The sequence below is a fragment of the Kitasatospora sp. NPDC051702 genome (genome assembly GCF_040681575.1).
Classification (GTDB): domain Bacteria; phylum Actinomycetota; class Actinomycetes; order Streptomycetales; family Streptomycetaceae; genus Kitasatospora.
Genome location: NZ_JBFAZB010000026.1, coordinates 86,949 through 102,662 on the forward strand (window position 1 = coordinate 86,949; position 15,714 = coordinate 102,662).

A 15,714-nucleotide genomic window follows, 5' to 3' on the forward strand; every position below is an offset into this window, starting at 1 on the left:
ATTGGATAGTGCGAGGGGGTGAACGGCTGGCTGATCGCGGTCAACCCCTTTCGGGGCGGGCACGACGCTCCTAGCATTGCGCGGCGCGCACACGGAATGTGACGCCCCTCACGTCGGATCGTTCCTCATGTGCGACCGCTACGCCGAAGGAGTGAGGAGACCAGAGAGTGGATTCGCCGCCGATCACCACTGCCCCTACGGATGTCCAACTCATCGATGACAGTGCGGAGTTCCGCGCCCTACGGCGCTCGTTCCGGAGCTTCGCCTTCCCGGTCACCATCGGCTTCGTGCTCTGGTACCTGCTCTACGTCCTGCTCTCCTGCTACGCCCCGGGCCTGATGGGCACCAAGGTCCTCGGGCACGTCAACGTGGCCCTGGTGCTGGGGCTCCTGCAGTTCGTCACCACCTTCGTCATCGCCGGTTGGTACGCCCGCTACGCGGACCGGCGGATCGACCCGCCCGCCGCCGCGATCCGCGAGGCCCACGGCGCCGTCGTCCACGCCCCCCGGGAGTCCGCCGAATGACCTTGCTCGCCAGTTCCGCCACCGAGCACCGCGGCCTGACGATGACCCTGTTCGGGCTCTTCGTCCTGGCCACCCTGGGCATCACCGTCTGGGCCGGACGGCAGACCCGCAGCGCCGCCGATTTCTACGCCGGGGGTCGAGGCTTCACCGGCTTCCAGAACGGCCTGGCCATCTCCGGCGACTACATGTCCGCCGCCTCCTTCCTCGGCATCGCCGGCACCATCGCGCTGGCCGGCTACGACGGCTTCCTCTACTCGATCGGCTTCCTGGTCGCCTGGCTGGTCGCGCTGCTGCTGATCGCCGAACCCCTGCGCAACTCCGGCCGGTTCACCATGGCGGACGTGCTCGCCTTCCGGATGCGCCAGCGCCCGGTGCGCACCGCGGCCGGCGTCTCCACCATCGTGGTGTCGATCTTCTACCTGCTCGCCCAGATGGTCGGCGCCGGGACGCTGGTCGCCCTGCTGCTCGGGGTCAACGGTGACGCGGCCAAGCGCTGGACCATCGTCGCGGTCGGCGCGCTGATGGTGGTCTACGTGGTGATAGGGGGCATGAAGGGCACCACCTGGGTGCAGATCGTCAAGGCGGTGCTGCTGATCGCCGGCGCCGCGCTGATGACCGTCATGGTGCTCGCCAAGTACCACTTCAACCCCTCCGAGCTGCTGGGCGCGGCGGCGAGCGCCAGCGGCAAGGGCGAGGCCTTCCTCCAGCCGGGGCAGAAGTACGGCAGCGGCACCGCCAAACTCGACTTCATCAGCCTCGGCATCGCGCTGGTGCTCGGCACCGCGGGCCTGCCGCACATCCTGGTCCGCTTCTACACCGTGCCCACCGCCAAGGTCGCCCGGAAGTCGGTGCTCTGGGCGATCGGCATCATCGGCGTCTTCTACCTGATGACCCTGGCGCTCGGCTTCGGTGCCGCGGCCCTGGTCGGCTCCAAGGCGATCAAGGCGGCCAACCCGGCCGGCAACACCGCGGCCCCGCAGCTGGCCGAGGCGCTCGGCGGGGTCGGCACCACCGGCGGCGCCGTCCTGCTCGCGGTGATCTCGGCCGTGGCGTTCGCCACCATCCTCGCCGTGGTCGCCGGTCTGACCCTGGCCTCCTCGGCCTCCTTCGCGCACGACCTGTACGCCAACGTGATCCGCCGCGGCAAGGCCAGCGAGAAGGAGGAGGTGCGCTCGGCGAAGTGGGCCGCGGTGGCGATCGGCGCCGTCTCGATCGTGCTCAGCCTCTTCGCGGACAAGCTCAACACCGCCGCCCTGGTCGCCCTGGCCTTCGCGGTGGCCGCCTCGGCGAACCTGCCCACCCTGCTCTACTCGCTGTTCTGGAAGCGCTTCACCACCGTCGGCGCGGTCAGCTCGGTGTACGCCGGCCTGATCAGCTCGGTGCTGCTGGTGGTCTTCTCCACGGTCGTCTCCGGCGGGGAGAAGTCGCTCTTCCCGCACTCCGACTTCCACTGGTTCCCGCTGGAGAACCCCGGCCTGGTCTCCATCCCGGTCGGCTTCCTGGCGGGGTGGATCGGCACCCTGCTGTCGAAGGAACGAGCCGACCCGGCGAAGTACGCTGAACTGGAGGTCCGCTCGCTGACCGGGCTGGGCGCCCACTGATCATCCGGGGATGACTATGCTGGCCCGGCCCCGCCGTGACGGTGGCCGGGCCGGCCGCATTCTCGGGAAGGGACGCACGTGCTGCTCGACACCTTCGGACGACAGGCCGTCGACCTGCGGGTATCCCTCACCGACCGGTGCAACCTGCGGTGCACCTACTGCATGCCCGAGGAGGGCCTGCAGTGGCTGGCCAAGCCCGACCTGCTCACCGACGAGGAGATCGTCCGGCTGGTCACCGTCGCCGTGCGCGACCTGGGCGTCCGGGAGGTCCGCTTCACCGGTGGCGAGCCGCTGCTGCGCCCCGGGCTGGTCGCCGTCGTCGCGGCCTGCTCCGAGCTGGAGCCGCGCCCCGAGCTCTCCCTCACCACCAACGGCATAGGCCTGGCCAGGACGGCCACCGCGCTGCGCACGGCCGGGCTCGACCGGGTCAACGTCTCCCTGGACACCCTCGACCCGGAGGTGTTCCACACCCTCACCCGCCGCCACCGCCACCAGGACGTGCTGGACGGACTGGCCGCCGCGGAGGCGGCCGGGCTGGCGCCGGTCAAGCTGAACGCGGTGCTGATGCGCGGGGTCAACGACCACGAGGCGGCCGACCTGCTGTCCTGGTGCCTGGAGCGCGGCTACGAGCTCCGCTTCATCGAGCAGATGCCGCTGGACGCCCAGCACGGCTGGGACCGCTCCTCGATGGTCACCGCCGAGGAGATCCTGGACCTGCTCCGCGCGCGCTTCACGCTCACGCCCGAGCCCTCCGCGCGCCGCGGTGCGGCGCCCGCCGAGCGCTGGGTGGTGGACGGCGGCCCGGGCCGGGTGGGCGTGATCGCCTCCGTCACCCGCCCGTTCTGCCGGGCCTGCGACCGGACCCGGCTGACCGCCGACGGTCAGGTGCGCAACTGCCTGTTCGCGACCGGGGAGACGGACCTGCGCACCGCCCTGCGCTCGGGCGCGGACGACGCCGAGCTCGGTGCGCTGTGGCGGGCGGCGATGTGGGGCAAGAAGGCCGGGGCCGGCATCGACGACCCGGAGTTCCACCAGCCCGAGCGGCCGATGTCGGCGATCGGCGGCTGAGCCGGCGTCAGGAGGCCTCGGAGGTCCCGGACGTCTCGGAGGTCTCGGGAGTCCAGTCGGCGAAGGCGACGACCTCCTTGAGGAAGCCGCGCACCCCCAGGAACTGGGACAGCGACTCGCGGTGCTCCTCGCAGGCGAGCCAGGTCTTGCGGCGGTCCGGGGTGTGCAGCTTCGGGTTGTTCCACGCCAGCACCCAGAGGGCGTCCGCCCGGCAGCCCTTGGCGGAGCAGATCGGGGTCTGCGGGGTGTCCATCGGGCCGTCCTCGAACGTTGGCGGGTGGTCTGCACCGCCAGTCTTTCACGTGCCTCCGGCCGCCCGGGTCGGGGCCGTCCGGATCGGGGCATGGCGACGCCGGGCAGCCACGGGGGGAGCCGCCCGGCGTCGGTCCGTCGCTCCGACGGGGGATGCGGAGCGCGTACGCAGTATGTCACGCCGGGGGGCCCGCTTGGGGAGGTCCTGCATGATTAATCTGAGCTTCTTTTGAGCTTTCCCTGAGCCGAACCGCCAGCAACCCCCGTGAACCGGGCGCTCAGCCCGCGTTCTGTGAAGGATCGGTGGCAGCCCCCGCGGCCCCTGCCGCACCGGTGGCCGCACCCGCCGCACCCGCCGCACCCGCCCCACCCGTCCCGCCCGGGCCGAGCATCAGCGGGGTGTCGGCCGGGATGTCGAAGGTGCTCGGCAGACCGGGGGCCCGCTCCCGGCCGGCATTGGCTATCAGCACGGCGAAGTAGGGCAGCAGCACGGCGCCGGCCAGCGCCCCGAACGCCAGCCAGCGCTGGACGTCCCACAGCACCACCGCGAGCAGCACGCAGACCGTCCGGAGCAGCATGGAGACCACGTAGCGGCGCTGCCGCCCGCGGACGTCCTCGGTGAGGCTGCTGCGAGCCTCCGTGATCCGGTGGACCTGCCCACCGCCGGCGCCCTTGCCCATGTCCTACCGCCCTCGTCCACGCACCCGCGCGCCTCGCCGCGCGGCCTCCTCACGGTACGCCCGGGCGCGGGCGGCGACGAGACCGGGTGGGCGGGGCCCACCCGGTCGGGTCTGCTACTGGCCTGTCCGGCGCAGTCGGGGAGGGCGGGCGGCGCGTCCGGGCCCGGCGGGGCCGGCGGCCGGGGCCGTCACGGCCGTCGGGAGAGGTACTGCGGGGGGACGGCGTCGGTGAGCCAGACCCCGTTGTCGCTGATCCGGAACTCGTGGCCGGCCGCCGACATCGCGGCCGCGTTCACGGTGAGCACGACCGGGCGGCCGTGCCGGGCGCCCACCCGCACCGCCGTCTCGGTGTCCGCGGACAGGTGGACGTCCTGGCGCGCCATCGGGCGCAGGCCCTCGTGGAAGATCGACGCCAGGTGGCGGTCGGCGGTGCCGTGGTACAGGACCGGGGGCGGCACGGTAGCGGACAGACCGAGGTCGACCGCCACCGTGTGCCCCTGGTTGGCGCGGATCGAGAGACCGTCCGCGGAGTAGCCGAAGCGGCGCTTGTTGTTGGTGGCCACCACGTGGTCGAGCTCGGCCCTGGTCAGCCGGTTGCCCTTGGCCGCGAGCGCGCCGAGCAGCACGTCGATGCCGACCCAGCCGGCCCCGTCCAGGGTGATGCCCACCCGGTCGGGGTCGTGCCGCAGGATGCGCGACAGCATCTTGCTCGTCTTGACCAGCCGCTTCTCGTCCATCATGTCTCTCGTATCCCCCCGTCGGCCGCCGGCTATGAGGCCTGGCTGACCGAACTCATGTTGAAGTCCGCGACACGCACGGGTGGCATCGCGGTGCGGGTGAAGTAGTCGTTCCACTCGCGGGGCAGGCAGCGTTCGGTGCGGCCCGCCTCGGTGATCCGGCCCAGCAGGTCCACCGGGGACTCGTTGAACCGGAAGTTGTTGACCGCGCCGACGACCTCGCCGTCCTCGACCAGGTAGACGCCGTCCCTGGTCAGGCCGGTGAGCAGCAGCGTCGCCGGGTCCACCTCGCGGATGTACCAGAGGCAGGTGAGCAGCAGGCCGCGCCGGGTGCGGGCGATCATCTCGTCCAGGGTCGGCGCGGCGTCCTGGTCGGCCGCCTCCAGCACCAGGTTGTCGCCGGCCGGGCGCAGCGGCAGCCCGCTGAGGCCGGCGGAATGCCGGCTGGTGACCAGGTCGGCCAGGGCGCCCTCGCGGATCCACTCGGTGGCGGTGATCGGCAGACCGTTGTCGAAGACCGAGGAGTCGCCGCCGGTGGAGTGGGTGAGGACGAACGGGGCCGTCTCCAGGCCGGGTTCGGCCGGGTCGGAGCGCAGCGTCAGGGGCAGGGCGGCGAGCTTGTCGCCGATCCGGGTGCCGCCGCCGGGCCGGGAGAAGACCGTCCGGCCCTCGTGGGCATCCCGGCCGCCGGAGGACCAGTGCATGTAGATCATCAGGTCGGCCACCGCCGAGGGCGGCAGCAGCGTCTCGTACCGGCCGGCCGGCAGGTCCACCCGGCGGGCGCCCCAGCCGAGGCGCTTGGTCAGCTCGGTGTGCAGGGCGGCGACGTCCACGTCGGTGAAGTCCCGGGTGGCGGCGCCGGCCCAGGCCGAGCCGGACAGGTCGGCGGTCTTGGCGTTGATCTCGACCATGCCGGTCGGCTGGTCGTGCCGCAGCCGCAGGCCGGTCGAGGTGCCCAGGTAGCTGGTGACGATCTCGTGCCGGGCGAAGCCGTACAGCAGCTCGCCCTGCGCGGCCGCCCGGGCGAAGGCCTCGCCGAGGGCCGGACCGAAGGCGTCGAACACCTCGATCGAGGTCTCGCGGGGCGGCTCGGTGAAGTGCGGCGAGGACGGCCGCCCGGTGGGCAGCGGCTGGGCGTCCTCCGCCGGGCCGGCCGCGCGGGCGGCCTCCTCGGCGGCCCGGACCAGGCCCTCCACCTCCTCCGGGGCGACGGCCTCGCGGGAGACCACGCCGGACGCGGTGCCCTCGGCGCCGGCCACCGTGGCGATCACGGTGAGGCTGCGGCCGCGGGTGACGCCGTTGGTGGTCAGCGCGTTGCCGGCCCAGCGCAGGTTGGCGGTGGACTCCTCGTCGGCGATCACCACGCAGCCGTCGGCGCGGGAGAGGCCGAGTGCCAGCTCGACGAGTTCGTGGGGCTGCATCGCGGTCATCAGTGACCCGCCTCCTGCTGGGTGTTGAGCACGTTGACGTTGCGGAACAGCGCCGACGGGCAGCCGTGGCTGACCGCCGCGACCTGGCCGGGCTGCGCCTTGCCGCAGTTGAAGGCGCCGCCGAGGACGTAGGTCTGCGGGCCGCCGACCGCCGTCATCGAGCCCCAGAAGTCGGTGGTGGTCGCCTGGTAGGCGAAGTCCTTGACCTGGCCCGCGAGTTCGCCGTTGCGGATGGCGTAGGCGCGCTGGCCGGTGAACTGGAAGTTGTAGCGCTGCATGTCGATCGACCAGGAGCGGTCGCCGACGATGTACAGGCCGTTCTCCACCCCGGCGAACAGGCCCTCGGTGTCCGGGCCGCCCGCGGCGGGCTGGAGCGAGACGTTCGCCATCCGCTGCACCGGCACGTGCGCCGGGGAGTCCGCGAAGGCGCACCCGTTGGAGCGCTCGAAGCCCTTCAACCGCGCCATGCCGCGGTCGAGTTGGTAGCCGACCAGGATGCCGTCGCGGACCAGGTCCCAGGACTGGGTGGCGACGCCCTCGTCGTCGTAGCCGATGGTGGACAGGCCGTGCTCGGCGGTGCGGTCGCCGGTGACGTGCATCAGCTCGGAGCCGTACTTCAGCGAGCCCAGCCGGTCGAAGGTGGCGAAGGAGGTGCCGGCGTAGGCGGCCTCGTAGCCGAGCGCGCGGTCCAGCTCGGTGGCGTGGCCGATCGACTCGTGGATGGTCAGCCAGAGGTTGGACGGGTCGATCACCAGGTCGTAGCGGCCGGCCTCGACGCTGGGCGCCCGCATCTTCTCGGCGAGCAGGGACGGCAGTTCGGCGAGCTCGGCGTCCCAGTCCCAGCCGGTGCCGCGCAGGTACTCGAAGCCGCGCCCGACCGGCGGGGCCAGCGTGCGCATCGAGTCGAAGGCCCCGGTGCGCTCGTCCACCGAGGTGGCCTCCAGCGTCGGGTGCAGCCGGATCCGCTGCTGGGTGGTGACGGTGCCGGCGGTGTCCGCGTAGAACTTGTTCTCCTGGACGGTCAGCAGGCTCGCCTGGACGTGCGAGACGCCCTCGGCGGCCAGCAGCCGCGCGCTCCAGTCGGCGAGCAGCGCCGTCTTCTCCGCGTCCGGCACCTCGAAGGGGTTCTCCCGGTAGGAGGAGACCCAGGTGGCGTCCCGGTGGACGGGTTCGTCGGCCAGCTCGACCCGCTCGGTGGAGCCCGCGGTCCGGCTGATCCCCCCGGAGAGCCGGGCCACCGCGACGGCCTGCTCGGCCACCCTCGCCGCCGCGGCGGGGGTGAGGTCGACCCCGGCGGCGAAGCCCCAGGCGCCGTCCAGCAGGACCCGGACGGCGAAGCCCAGCTGCACGCTGTCGGAGGTGCCGGCCGGGCGGGCGTCACGCAGTCGCCGGGAGGCGCTGCGGACCCGCTCCAGGCGGAAGTCGGCGTGGCCGGCGCCGAGTTCGCGGGCCCGGGTGAGGGCGGCGTCGGCGAGGGTGCGCAGCGGCAGCTCGAGGAACAGCGGGTCGACGGCGCGCCCGTGCGGGGCGCCGACGCTGTCGGCCGGAGGGATCGGAGGCAATCGGGCTCCCTGGTCGCGGAGGGTGACGGTGCGGCGCCGCACAGGGGCGCCCGCACCGCATCATGGCCCGTCCAGGGGGTTTCGGCCAGCGCATTTCGACCGGTGCGCCGCCGTCATGCCGGCCGGGTCAGCCGACCGCCTCCCACCAGCCGTCCAGCTCCGGCGGGTTGTCCACGTCGACCCGCTCGCCGGGGCGCGGCACGGCCAGCGGGACGGCCTGCGTCTTCGCCTCGGCCAGCAGCCGCTCCACCGGCTCGGCCCACGGGTGCAGGCCGAGGTTGAAGGTGCACCAGTGCACCGGCACCAGCAGGCCGGCGCCGAGGTCGCGGTGGGCGAGCACGGCGTCCTCGGGGGTCATGTGGATGTCGGCCCAGGCCGCGTCGTAGGCGCCGATCTGCACCAGTGCGGCGTCGAAGGGGCCGTGCTGGGCGCCGATCCTGGCGTAGCCCTCGAAGTAGCCGGAGTCGCCGGTGTAGAAGACCTTGCGGGTCGGGCCGGCGATCACCCAGGAGCCCCACAGGGTGGTGTTGCGGGTCAGGCCGCGGCCGGAGAAGTGGTGCGCGGAGGTGAGGGTGAGCACCAGCTCGCCGAGCGTGCAGGTCTCGTCCCAGTCCAGCTCGATGATCCGGTGCTCCGGGACGCCCCAGCGGCGCAGGTGGCCGCCGATGCCCAGCGGCACCGCGAACGGCGCGGACTGGCTGCGCACCAGGCGCTTGACCGTCGCCATGTCCAGGTGGTCGTAGTGGTCGTGCGAGATCAGCACCGCGTCGACCTGCGGGAGCTCCTCCAGCTCGACCGGCACCGGGTGCAGCCGCTTGGGCCCGACGTGCGCGGACGGGGAGCAGCGATCGCTCCAGATCGGGTCGAGCAGCACCCGGGCGCCCTCGATCTCGACCAGCGCCGAGGCGTGCCCGTACCAGGTGATCGCGACCCCCTCGGCGCAGGCGTCCGCGGCCCCGGCCGGGCGGACGGTGGGCACCGGGTTGGCGGGGACGCGGCCCTCGCGCTCGAACAGCATCCGCCGGGCCGTCCCGCGGTCGAAGCCCGGCCCGGCGGCGGCGCGGGCGAGGGTCGAGGGGGCGTTGTGGAAGACGCCGTCGCGGTACTGCGGGGAGTCGCGCACCCGCTCCTCGCGCTCGCCGTCGGGCCGGCGCCCGAACGCCGCCGGCAGGTCGCGCAGCGACCAGGCGGCCGCTCCCAGGCCGGCCGCCAGGGCGGTCAGGGCCAGCAGTCGTCCGCGCCGGGGGGTGCTCCCGGGCCGTGCCTTGGTCATGCGCCCTGCCTTCGTTCCTCGCCGGGACTCACGGGGGGAGGCGGTACGGCCGGTCCCGGGTCGGTCCGCACCACGGGGGCAACGGGTGCGCCCGGGGGTGTTGTTCCCGTACGGTACCCCCGGCCCGGCTCCGGCCTCGACCCGATCGGGGCAGGTGAGCGGGCACCGGGCGCTCCGGGTACGGATTGTCGGATTGCGACAGTTCCGATCGTGCGGCGCTGTGGGAGCTCGATGCGTCGACACCGCCGACCGCCCGATAGCGTCACACTGCGTACGCGTTTCCGACGTACGCGCTCACACACGGAGAGAGGTGGATCGTTGAGCCGCTCGGTTCTCGTCACCGGAGGAAACCGGGGCATCGGCCTCGCGATCGCCCAGGCCTTCGCCGAAGCCGGCGACAAGGTGGCCATCACCAGTCGCTCGGGCGAGGTGCCCGAGGCCCTGGAGAAGTACGACGTCCTCGCGGTGCGCTGCGACATCACGGACGCCGCCCAGGTCGACGCCGCGTTCACCGAGATCGAGGAGAAGCACGGCGCCGTCCAGGTGCTGGTCGCCAACGCGGGCATCACCAACGACACCCTGCTGCTGCGCATGTCCGAGGAGGACTTCACCTCCGTCCTGGACACCAACCTGACCGGTGCCTTCCGGGTCGTGAAGCGCGCCTCCAAGCTGATGATGCGCGCCCGCAAGGGCCGCGTGGTGCTGATCTCCTCGGTCGTGGGCCTCTCCGGCTCGCCGGGCCAGGCGAACTACGCCGCGTCCAAGGCGGGCCTGGTCGGCTTCGCCCGTTCGCTGGCGCGCGAGCTCGGCCCGCGCAACATCACCGTCAACGTGGTCGCCCCCGGCTTCGTCGACACCGACATGACCGCCGTGCTCAGCGACGAGCGCCGCGCGGAGATCGTCTCGGGCGTGCCGCTGGGCCGCTACGCGTCGCCCGCCGAGGTCGCCTCCACCGTGCGGTTCCTCGGTTCGGACGAGGCCGCGTACATCACCGGAGCCGTCATTCCCGTCGACGGCGGATTGGGCATGGGTCACTGATCATGAGTGGAATCCTCGAGGGCAAGCGGATCCTGATCACCGGTGTGCTGATGGAGTCCTCCATCGCCTTCCACACCGCCAGGCTGGCGCAGGAACAGGGCGCGGAGATCATCCTCACCGCCTTCCCGCGCCCGAGCCTGACCGAGCGGATCGCCAAGAAGCTGCCGAAGCCGGTCAAGGTGCTGTCGCTGGACGTCTCCAGCGAGGAGGACCTGGCGGGCATCGCCGACCAGGTCCGCGAGACCCTGCCGACCCTGGACGGCATCGTCCACTCGATCGGCTTCGCCCCGCAGGACGCGCTGGGCGGCAACTTCCTGGACACCCCGTGGGAGTCCGTGGCCACCGCGATGCAGGTCTCGGCCTTCTCGCTGAAGTCGCTGACCATGGCGCTGCTGCCGCTGATGCAGGACGGCGGCTCGGTCGTCGGCCTCACCTTCGACGCGCAGTACGCGTGGCCGCAGTACGACTGGATGGGCCCGGCCAAGGCCGCCCTGGAGTCGACCAACCGCTACCTGGCCCGCTACCTGGGCTCGCGGGACATCCGCTGCAACCTGATCTCGGCGGGCCCGATCGGTTCGATGGCCGCCAAGTCCATCCCGGGCTTCGGCGACCTGGCCGACACCTGGAACCACCGTTCCCCGCTGAAGTGGGACCTGAGCGACCCGGAGCCGGCCGGCCGCGGCGTCGTCGCGCTGCTGTCGGACTGGTTCCCGAAGACCACCGGCGAGATCGTCCACGTCGACGGCGGTCTGCACGCCATCGGCGCCTGACCGCTCCGCCGTACGCCGCTGCCCGGTACCCCGTGGGGGTGCCGGGCAGCGGCGTTCCCGCGTCCGGGGCCGCTCAGGCGTCGGCCGGGCCGCAGGCGCCGATGGCGCGGCCGGCCTCGACCGAGGCGCGCTGGGCGTCGCCCGCCCGGATGGCGTCGAGGATGGTGTCGTGGCCGATGTAACGCTCGGCGATCAGCTCCGGGCCGACGTCGTGCCGCAGGTGGGCGCGGGTGACCTCGCCGAGGTCGGCGTACACGGCGGCGAGCACGTCGTTGTGGGCGGCGGCCACCACGGCCTGGTGGAACGCGGCGTCGGCCTGGACGAAGTCCTCCGCGTCGCCGGAGTGCCAGGCGGCCTCGCGGCGGTCCAGCGCGGCGTCCAGCAGGCCGAGGTCGCGGTCGGTGCGACGGGCGGCGGCCAGGCCGGCCGCCGAGGTCTCCAGGGCGGCCCGCAGCTCGGCGACCTGGGCCTGGTCGGCGTCGGCGAACCGGCGGTGCATCACCCCCGCGAGTTCGCTGGTGGCGAGCACGTAGGTGCCGGACCCCTGGCGGATGTCGAGCAGCCCGTTGTGCGCGAGGGCGCGGACGGCCTCGCGGACGGTGTTGCGGGCGACGCCGAGCTGCTCGACCAGCGCGGCCTCGGTCGGGATGCGCGAGCCGACGGGCCACTCCCCGGAGGTGATCTGGGCGCGCAGCTGCGCGATCACCTGGTCGGACAGGGGGGTGCGCCTCGGCGAGGACAGCGCCACGGGGACTCCTTGCGGCTGCGGGTGGGAGGACGAACGGGTCCGGTCGGTGGGGGCCGACGTCCGGTGGGGGAACGAACGGGGTCGGCACATCATGCCAAGTCCGAGGTGCATCAATTCATCCCATCATTCTATGATGGCGCCATGCCTCCCGCAGCAGACACCGCCGCCTCCCCACGAACCGAGGCCCGGCCGCAGACCGAGCGGCCCTCCCACCCCTCCCGCTACCTGGGTGTGCTGTTCGCCGTCGCGATCGCCGCCGCCGCCTTCAACCTGCGCCCCGTGGTCACCAGCCTCGGGCCGCTGATGGACCCGGTCCGCTCCGAGCTCGGGATGAACCCCACTCTCGCCGGGCTGCTCACCGCCGTCCCCTCGCTCTGCTTCGGGCTGTTCGGCTTCGCCGCGCCCTCGATGGCCCGGCGGATCGGCCCGATCGCGGTGATCACCGCGGGCATGGGTGCGATCACCGCGGGCGTGCTGGCCCGCTCCTTCGCCGGCGGCACCGCGGTGTTCCTGCTGCTGACCGCGCTCGCGCTGGCCGGTGTGGCCGTCTCCAACGTGCTGATCCCGGTGGTGATCAAGCGCTACTTCCCGGAGAAGGTCGGGCCGATGATCGGCCTCTACTCGATGTCGCTGTCGGCCGGCACCTCGCTGGCCGCCGCCGTCACCGTGCCGATGACCAGCGCGCTCGGCGGCGACTGGCGCGTCGGCCTGGGCGTCTGGGCCGGCCTCGGCGCCCTTGCCCTGCTGCTCTGGCTGCCGGTGCTGCGCGCCAACCGCGAGCGGCGCGAACGCGCCGACGGCCCGCCCGCCGTGCCCGCCAGGCTGCCGATCACCCGCAGCCGGACGGCCTGGGCGATGGCCTGCTTCTTCGGCCTCCAGGCCACCGGCGCCTACGTGGTGATGGGCTGGCTGCCGAAGATCTTCCAGGACGCCGGGGTCGACGAGGGCACCTCGGGGGTGCTGCTCGCCGTGACCATGGTGATCGGCGTGCCGGTCTCCTTCGTGCTGCCCAACCTGGCCGCCCGCCGCCGCGACCAGCGGCTCTTCGTCGTCGTGCTGGCGGCCTTCGGCATCGCCGGTTACGCCGGGCTGGCGCTGGCCCCGGCCGGTGCCCCCTGGGTCTGGGCGGTCCTGGTGGGCCTGTCCAACTGCGCCTTCCCGCTGGTGCTGACCATGATCGGACTGCGCGCCCGGACCGCGGGCGGGGTCGCGCAGCTGTCCGCCTTCGCCCAGGGCGTCGGCTACCTGATCGCCGTCCCCGGCCCGATTCTGATCGGTCGGATCTACGGCCTCACCGGCGAGTGGTACCTGCCGCTGGGCTTCCTGGCGCTGCTGCTGGTGCCGCAGATGCTGTTCGGGCTCCGGGCCGCGAGGGCCCGGCACATCGAGGACGAGGCGGTCCACCCCGCGGAGCGGGTCAGGGCCTGACCGCTCGGGTCAAGGCCTGACCGCTCGGGTCAAGGCCTGACCGCTCGGCGGGGTCCGACCGCTCGGGTCAAGGCCTGACCGCTCGGCGGGGTCCGACCGCTCGGGTCAAGGCCTGACCGCTCGGCGGGGTCCGACCGCGCGGGGCGGGGCCGGACCCCGCCCCGTCCGGGTGCGGGTCCGGCCGCGTCGGTCAAGGTCCGGCCAAGCGCGGGCCAACGGCTGCCCCGGATCGAGGGGCCGGTGCCGGGCGGGCGCGTTCGGGGTGGGAGAATTCCGGACATGCCCGTTCTCGATCCCAACCCCACCGACGGCCGCAAGCAGCTCGGCCGCCTCGCCCTCGCGATCGCCGGCGTCGTGGTGCTGGTGGCGGTCATCGCCTCCGTCGCCTCGTCCATGGGCTGACCCGCCCGCCCGTCGGAGCCCGCCCGCCGCCGTACCCGGGGTGACCCGGCGGTGAACGGCGCGTGACGGCACCCGCCACGCCTGGGAGTGGCGGCGGCCGGGAGCGTCGCGCCGCCGAGCGGCTTTTCTGCCAAGCTTGCTGGGTATGAGCGCCGACACGCCCCGCAGGATCATCGTTCTCCGCCACGCCAAGGCCGACTGGCCCAACGGCGTGGACGACCACGAGCGGCCGCTGGCCGACCGGGGCCGTCACCAGGCCCCGGACGCCGGCCGCTGGCTGTCCGACTCCGGCATCAACCCCGACTACGTGCTCTGCTCCACGGCGCTGCGCACCCGCGAGACCTGGAAGCTGGCGGCGCACGAGCTGCCCAAGCGGGCCCGCAAGACGGTGTACGAGGACCGGATCTACGAGGCCAGCCCGGGCGAGATCATCGCCGTCCTCCAGGAGACCCCGGAGGAGTACTCGGACGTGGTGCTGGTCGGGCACAACCCCGGCGTGCTGGGCCTGACCCAGGTGCTGGCCGGGGACGAGGGCGACCGGGACGCGCTGGAGCGGCTGCGCCTCGGGGGCTTCCCGACGGCGGCGATCGCGGTGCTCGACTTCAACGGGTCCTGGAAGGGCGTCGAGCCGGGCGCCGCCGCGCTCGTCGCGTACCACACGCCGCAGGACTGAGATCCGCCGGAGCGGCCCCCGCCGGAGCGCGGCGGGCCGGCCTGGCCGGGCACGGGAGTGGGGCGCGCGGACCAGTCCGCGCGCCCCTCTCGTACGTCCTCGGGCCCTACTCGGTCGGGGTACCGTCGAGCGCGTCGGCCGCCTCGACCTCCTCGCGGGTGATGCCCAGCAGGTACAGCACGGTGTCCAGGAACGGCACGTTCACCGCGGTGTCGGCGGCCTCGCGCACCACCGGCTTGGCGTTGAACGCCACGCCGAGCCCGGCCGCGTTCAGCATGTCCAGGTCGTTGGCGCCGTCGCCGATCGCCACCGTCTGCTCCAGCGGCACCTTGGCCTGCTCGGCGAACCGGGCCAGCCAGCGGGCCTTGCCGGCGCGGTCCACGATCTCGCCGACCACCCGGCCGGTGAACTTCCCGTCCACCACCTCCAGGGTGTTGGCGGCCGCGAAGTCCAGCCCCAGCTGCTCCACCAGGTGGTCGGTGACCTGGGTGAACCCGCCGGAGACCACCGCGACCTGGAAGCCCAGTCGCTGCAGCGTGCGGATCAGGGTGCGGGCGCCCGGCGTGAAGCGGACCTCCGCGCGCACCTTCTCGGTCACCGAGGCGTCCAGGCCGGCCAGCAGCGCCACCCGGGCCCGCAGCGACTCGGCGAAGTCCAGCTCCCCGCGCATCGCGGCCGCGGTCACCCCGGCGACCTCCTCCTCGCAGCCCGCGTGGGCCGCGAACAGCTCGATCACCTCGTCCTGGATCAGCGTGGAGTCGACGTCCATCACCACCAGGCGCTTGGCCCGGCGCTCCAGCCCGGCCGCGACCACCGCGACGTCCACCCGCTGGGCGGCCGCCTCCTGGGCGAGCTCGGCCCGCAGCTCGTCGGTGGCCACGCCGGACACGGCGAGCTCGACCGCCGTCACCGGGTACTTGGCGAGCCGGAAGACGCGGTCGATGTTGCCGCCGGCGGCGGTGATCCGCGAGGTGAGCGCGGAGACCGCGGCGGAGGTCAGCGGGTTGCCGAGCACGGTGACGTGCGAACGGCCCTCGCGGCGCGGCCGGTTGTCGCCGATGCCGGAGAGGATCTCGGCCTGGAGCTTCTGCTCCTCGGCCCAGCGGTGCACGGTGGCCCGCAGACCGCCCTCGGCGCCGGGGGCGGTGGGCGGGGTGACCAGGGCGCACAGGGTGATGCGGCCACGGGTCACGACCTGTTCGATGTCGATCACGTCGACGCCGAAGCCGGCCAGGGTGGCGAAGAGGCCGGCGGTGATGCCGGGGCGGTCCTTGCCGAACACCTTGACGAGCAGGGTGCGCTCGTCCGCGGTCCGGGGCTGGGCGGCGGGGAGGGGCTCAGCGGCCAGGGGCGATGCGTTCATGGTGCCTCCCACGCTACCCGTCGGCCGCGGGCCCCAGAGCACCCGTCCCACGTCGCGGACGCGCGCCCGGGTAGCAGCCTGGTCACAGTCACCCGGGGTGACTTTTATTGGCGGTCGGCGGGCTGGAATGATTCCCCCCGTCAGTTTCAGGAACATCGCACCCCT

16 protein-coding genes are annotated in these 15,714 nt (G+C 73.2%); 8 read left to right on the forward strand and 8 right to left on the reverse strand.

Features of this window, described 5'->3' with window-relative positions; all coding sequences use genetic code 11:
* Positions 1-167: 167 nt before the first annotated feature.
* The 3 genes from AB0N04_RS22075 to moaA all read left to right on the forward strand — a co-directional run bounded on the left by AB0N04_RS22075 (position 168) and on the right by moaA (position 3,193).
* The gene (locus AB0N04_RS22075; protein ID WP_360211839.1) at positions 168-524 is read left to right on the forward strand and encodes a DUF485 domain-containing protein; all 357 of its coding nucleotides are present in this window, start codon (positions 168-170) and stop codon (positions 522-524) included.
* Positions 521-2,125, forward strand: coding sequence for a cation acetate symporter (locus AB0N04_RS22080; protein WP_360211840.1), 1,605 nt, complete (start codon positions 521-523; stop codon positions 2,123-2,125). Before AB0N04_RS22075 ends, AB0N04_RS22080 begins: the two co-directional genes overlap by 4 nt.
* A gap of 78 nt (positions 2,126-2,203) precedes the next feature.
* The gene (moaA, locus tag AB0N04_RS22085) at positions 2,204-3,193 is read left to right on the forward strand and encodes a GTP 3',8-cyclase MoaA (RefSeq protein ID WP_360211842.1); all 990 of its coding nucleotides are present in this window, start codon (positions 2,204-2,206) and stop codon (positions 3,191-3,193) included.
* A 7-nt stretch (positions 3,194-3,200) separates the two neighbouring features.
* On the opposite strand, the gene AB0N04_RS22090 is transcribed toward moaA, so the two are convergent.
* The 6 genes from AB0N04_RS22090 to AB0N04_RS22115 all read right to left on the reverse strand — a co-directional run bounded on the left by AB0N04_RS22090 (position 3,201) and on the right by AB0N04_RS22115 (position 9,127).
* Positions 3,201-3,446: a hypothetical protein gene (locus AB0N04_RS22090; RefSeq protein WP_360211844.1), complete on the reverse strand. Its 246-nt coding sequence runs from the start codon at positions 3,444-3,446 to the stop codon at positions 3,201-3,203.
* Between the two features lie 277 nt (positions 3,447-3,723).
* Positions 3,724-4,125, reverse strand: coding sequence for a DUF3099 domain-containing protein (locus AB0N04_RS22095; RefSeq protein ID WP_360211846.1), 402 nt, complete (start codon positions 4,123-4,125; stop codon positions 3,724-3,726).
* Between the two features lie 188 nt (positions 4,126-4,313).
* Entirely contained in the window at positions 4,314-4,862 is a 549-nt protein-coding gene (locus AB0N04_RS22100) for an RNA 2'-phosphotransferase (protein WP_360211892.1), read from the reverse strand.
* Positions 4,863-4,894: 32 nt separating this feature from the next.
* Positions 4,895-6,292, reverse strand: a complete 1,398-nt coding sequence (locus AB0N04_RS22105) for a metallopeptidase TldD-related protein (protein ID WP_360211848.1) — start codon at positions 6,290-6,292, stop codon at positions 4,895-4,897.
* Positions 6,292-7,845 carry a TldD/PmbA family protein gene (locus AB0N04_RS22110; protein WP_360211894.1) on the reverse strand — a complete coding sequence of 518 codons (1,554 nt, stop codon included), beginning with the start codon at positions 7,843-7,845 and terminating at the stop codon, positions 6,292-6,294. Before AB0N04_RS22110 ends, AB0N04_RS22105 begins: the two co-directional genes overlap by 1 nt.
* Positions 7,846-7,981: 136 nt before the next feature.
* Positions 7,982-9,127, reverse strand: a complete 1,146-nt coding sequence (locus AB0N04_RS22115) for an MBL fold metallo-hydrolase (protein ID WP_360211850.1) — start codon at positions 9,125-9,127, stop codon at positions 7,982-7,984.
* Positions 9,128-9,445: 318 nt separating this feature from the next.
* Between AB0N04_RS22115 and fabG the strand changes: the two genes are divergently transcribed.
* Both fabG and fabI read left to right on the forward strand, forming a co-directional pair.
* A complete protein-coding gene (gene fabG, locus AB0N04_RS22120) occupies positions 9,446-10,165 on the forward strand; it encodes a 3-oxoacyl-[acyl-carrier-protein] reductase (RefSeq protein ID WP_360211852.1) in 720 nt (239 codons plus the stop codon).
* A gap of 2 nt (positions 10,166-10,167) precedes the next feature.
* Positions 10,168-10,935 (forward strand): enoyl-ACP reductase FabI, encoded by a 768-nt coding sequence (gene fabI, locus AB0N04_RS22125; protein WP_360211854.1) that lies wholly within the window; start codon positions 10,168-10,170, stop codon positions 10,933-10,935.
* A gap of 73 nt (positions 10,936-11,008) precedes the next feature.
* On the opposite strand, the gene AB0N04_RS22130 is transcribed toward fabI, so the two are convergent.
* A complete protein-coding gene (locus AB0N04_RS22130; RefSeq protein ID WP_360211856.1) occupies positions 11,009-11,683 on the reverse strand; it encodes a FadR/GntR family transcriptional regulator in 675 nt (224 codons plus the stop codon).
* A 141-nt stretch (positions 11,684-11,824) separates the two neighbouring features.
* Between AB0N04_RS22130 and AB0N04_RS22135 the strand changes: the two genes are divergently transcribed.
* The 3 genes from AB0N04_RS22135 to AB0N04_RS22145 all read left to right on the forward strand — a co-directional run bounded on the left by AB0N04_RS22135 (position 11,825) and on the right by AB0N04_RS22145 (position 14,186).
* Positions 11,825-13,111, forward strand: a complete 1,287-nt coding sequence (locus AB0N04_RS22135) for an MFS transporter (protein ID WP_360211858.1) — start codon at positions 11,825-11,827, stop codon at positions 13,109-13,111.
* 279 nt (positions 13,112-13,390) lie between these two features.
* Positions 13,391-13,513, forward strand: a complete 123-nt coding sequence (locus AB0N04_RS22140) for an SGM_5486 family transporter-associated protein (protein WP_360211860.1) — start codon at positions 13,391-13,393, stop codon at positions 13,511-13,513.
* A gap of 145 nt (positions 13,514-13,658) precedes the next feature.
* Entirely contained in the window at positions 13,659-14,186 is a 528-nt protein-coding gene (locus tag AB0N04_RS22145; protein WP_360211862.1) for a histidine phosphatase family protein, read from the forward strand.
* 106 nt (positions 14,187-14,292) lie between these two features.
* On the opposite strand, the gene serB is transcribed toward AB0N04_RS22145, so the two are convergent.
* A complete protein-coding gene (gene serB, locus AB0N04_RS22150) occupies positions 14,293-15,549 on the reverse strand; it encodes a phosphoserine phosphatase SerB (protein ID WP_360211864.1) in 1,257 nt (418 codons plus the stop codon).
* Positions 15,550-15,714 lie beyond the last annotated feature (165 nt).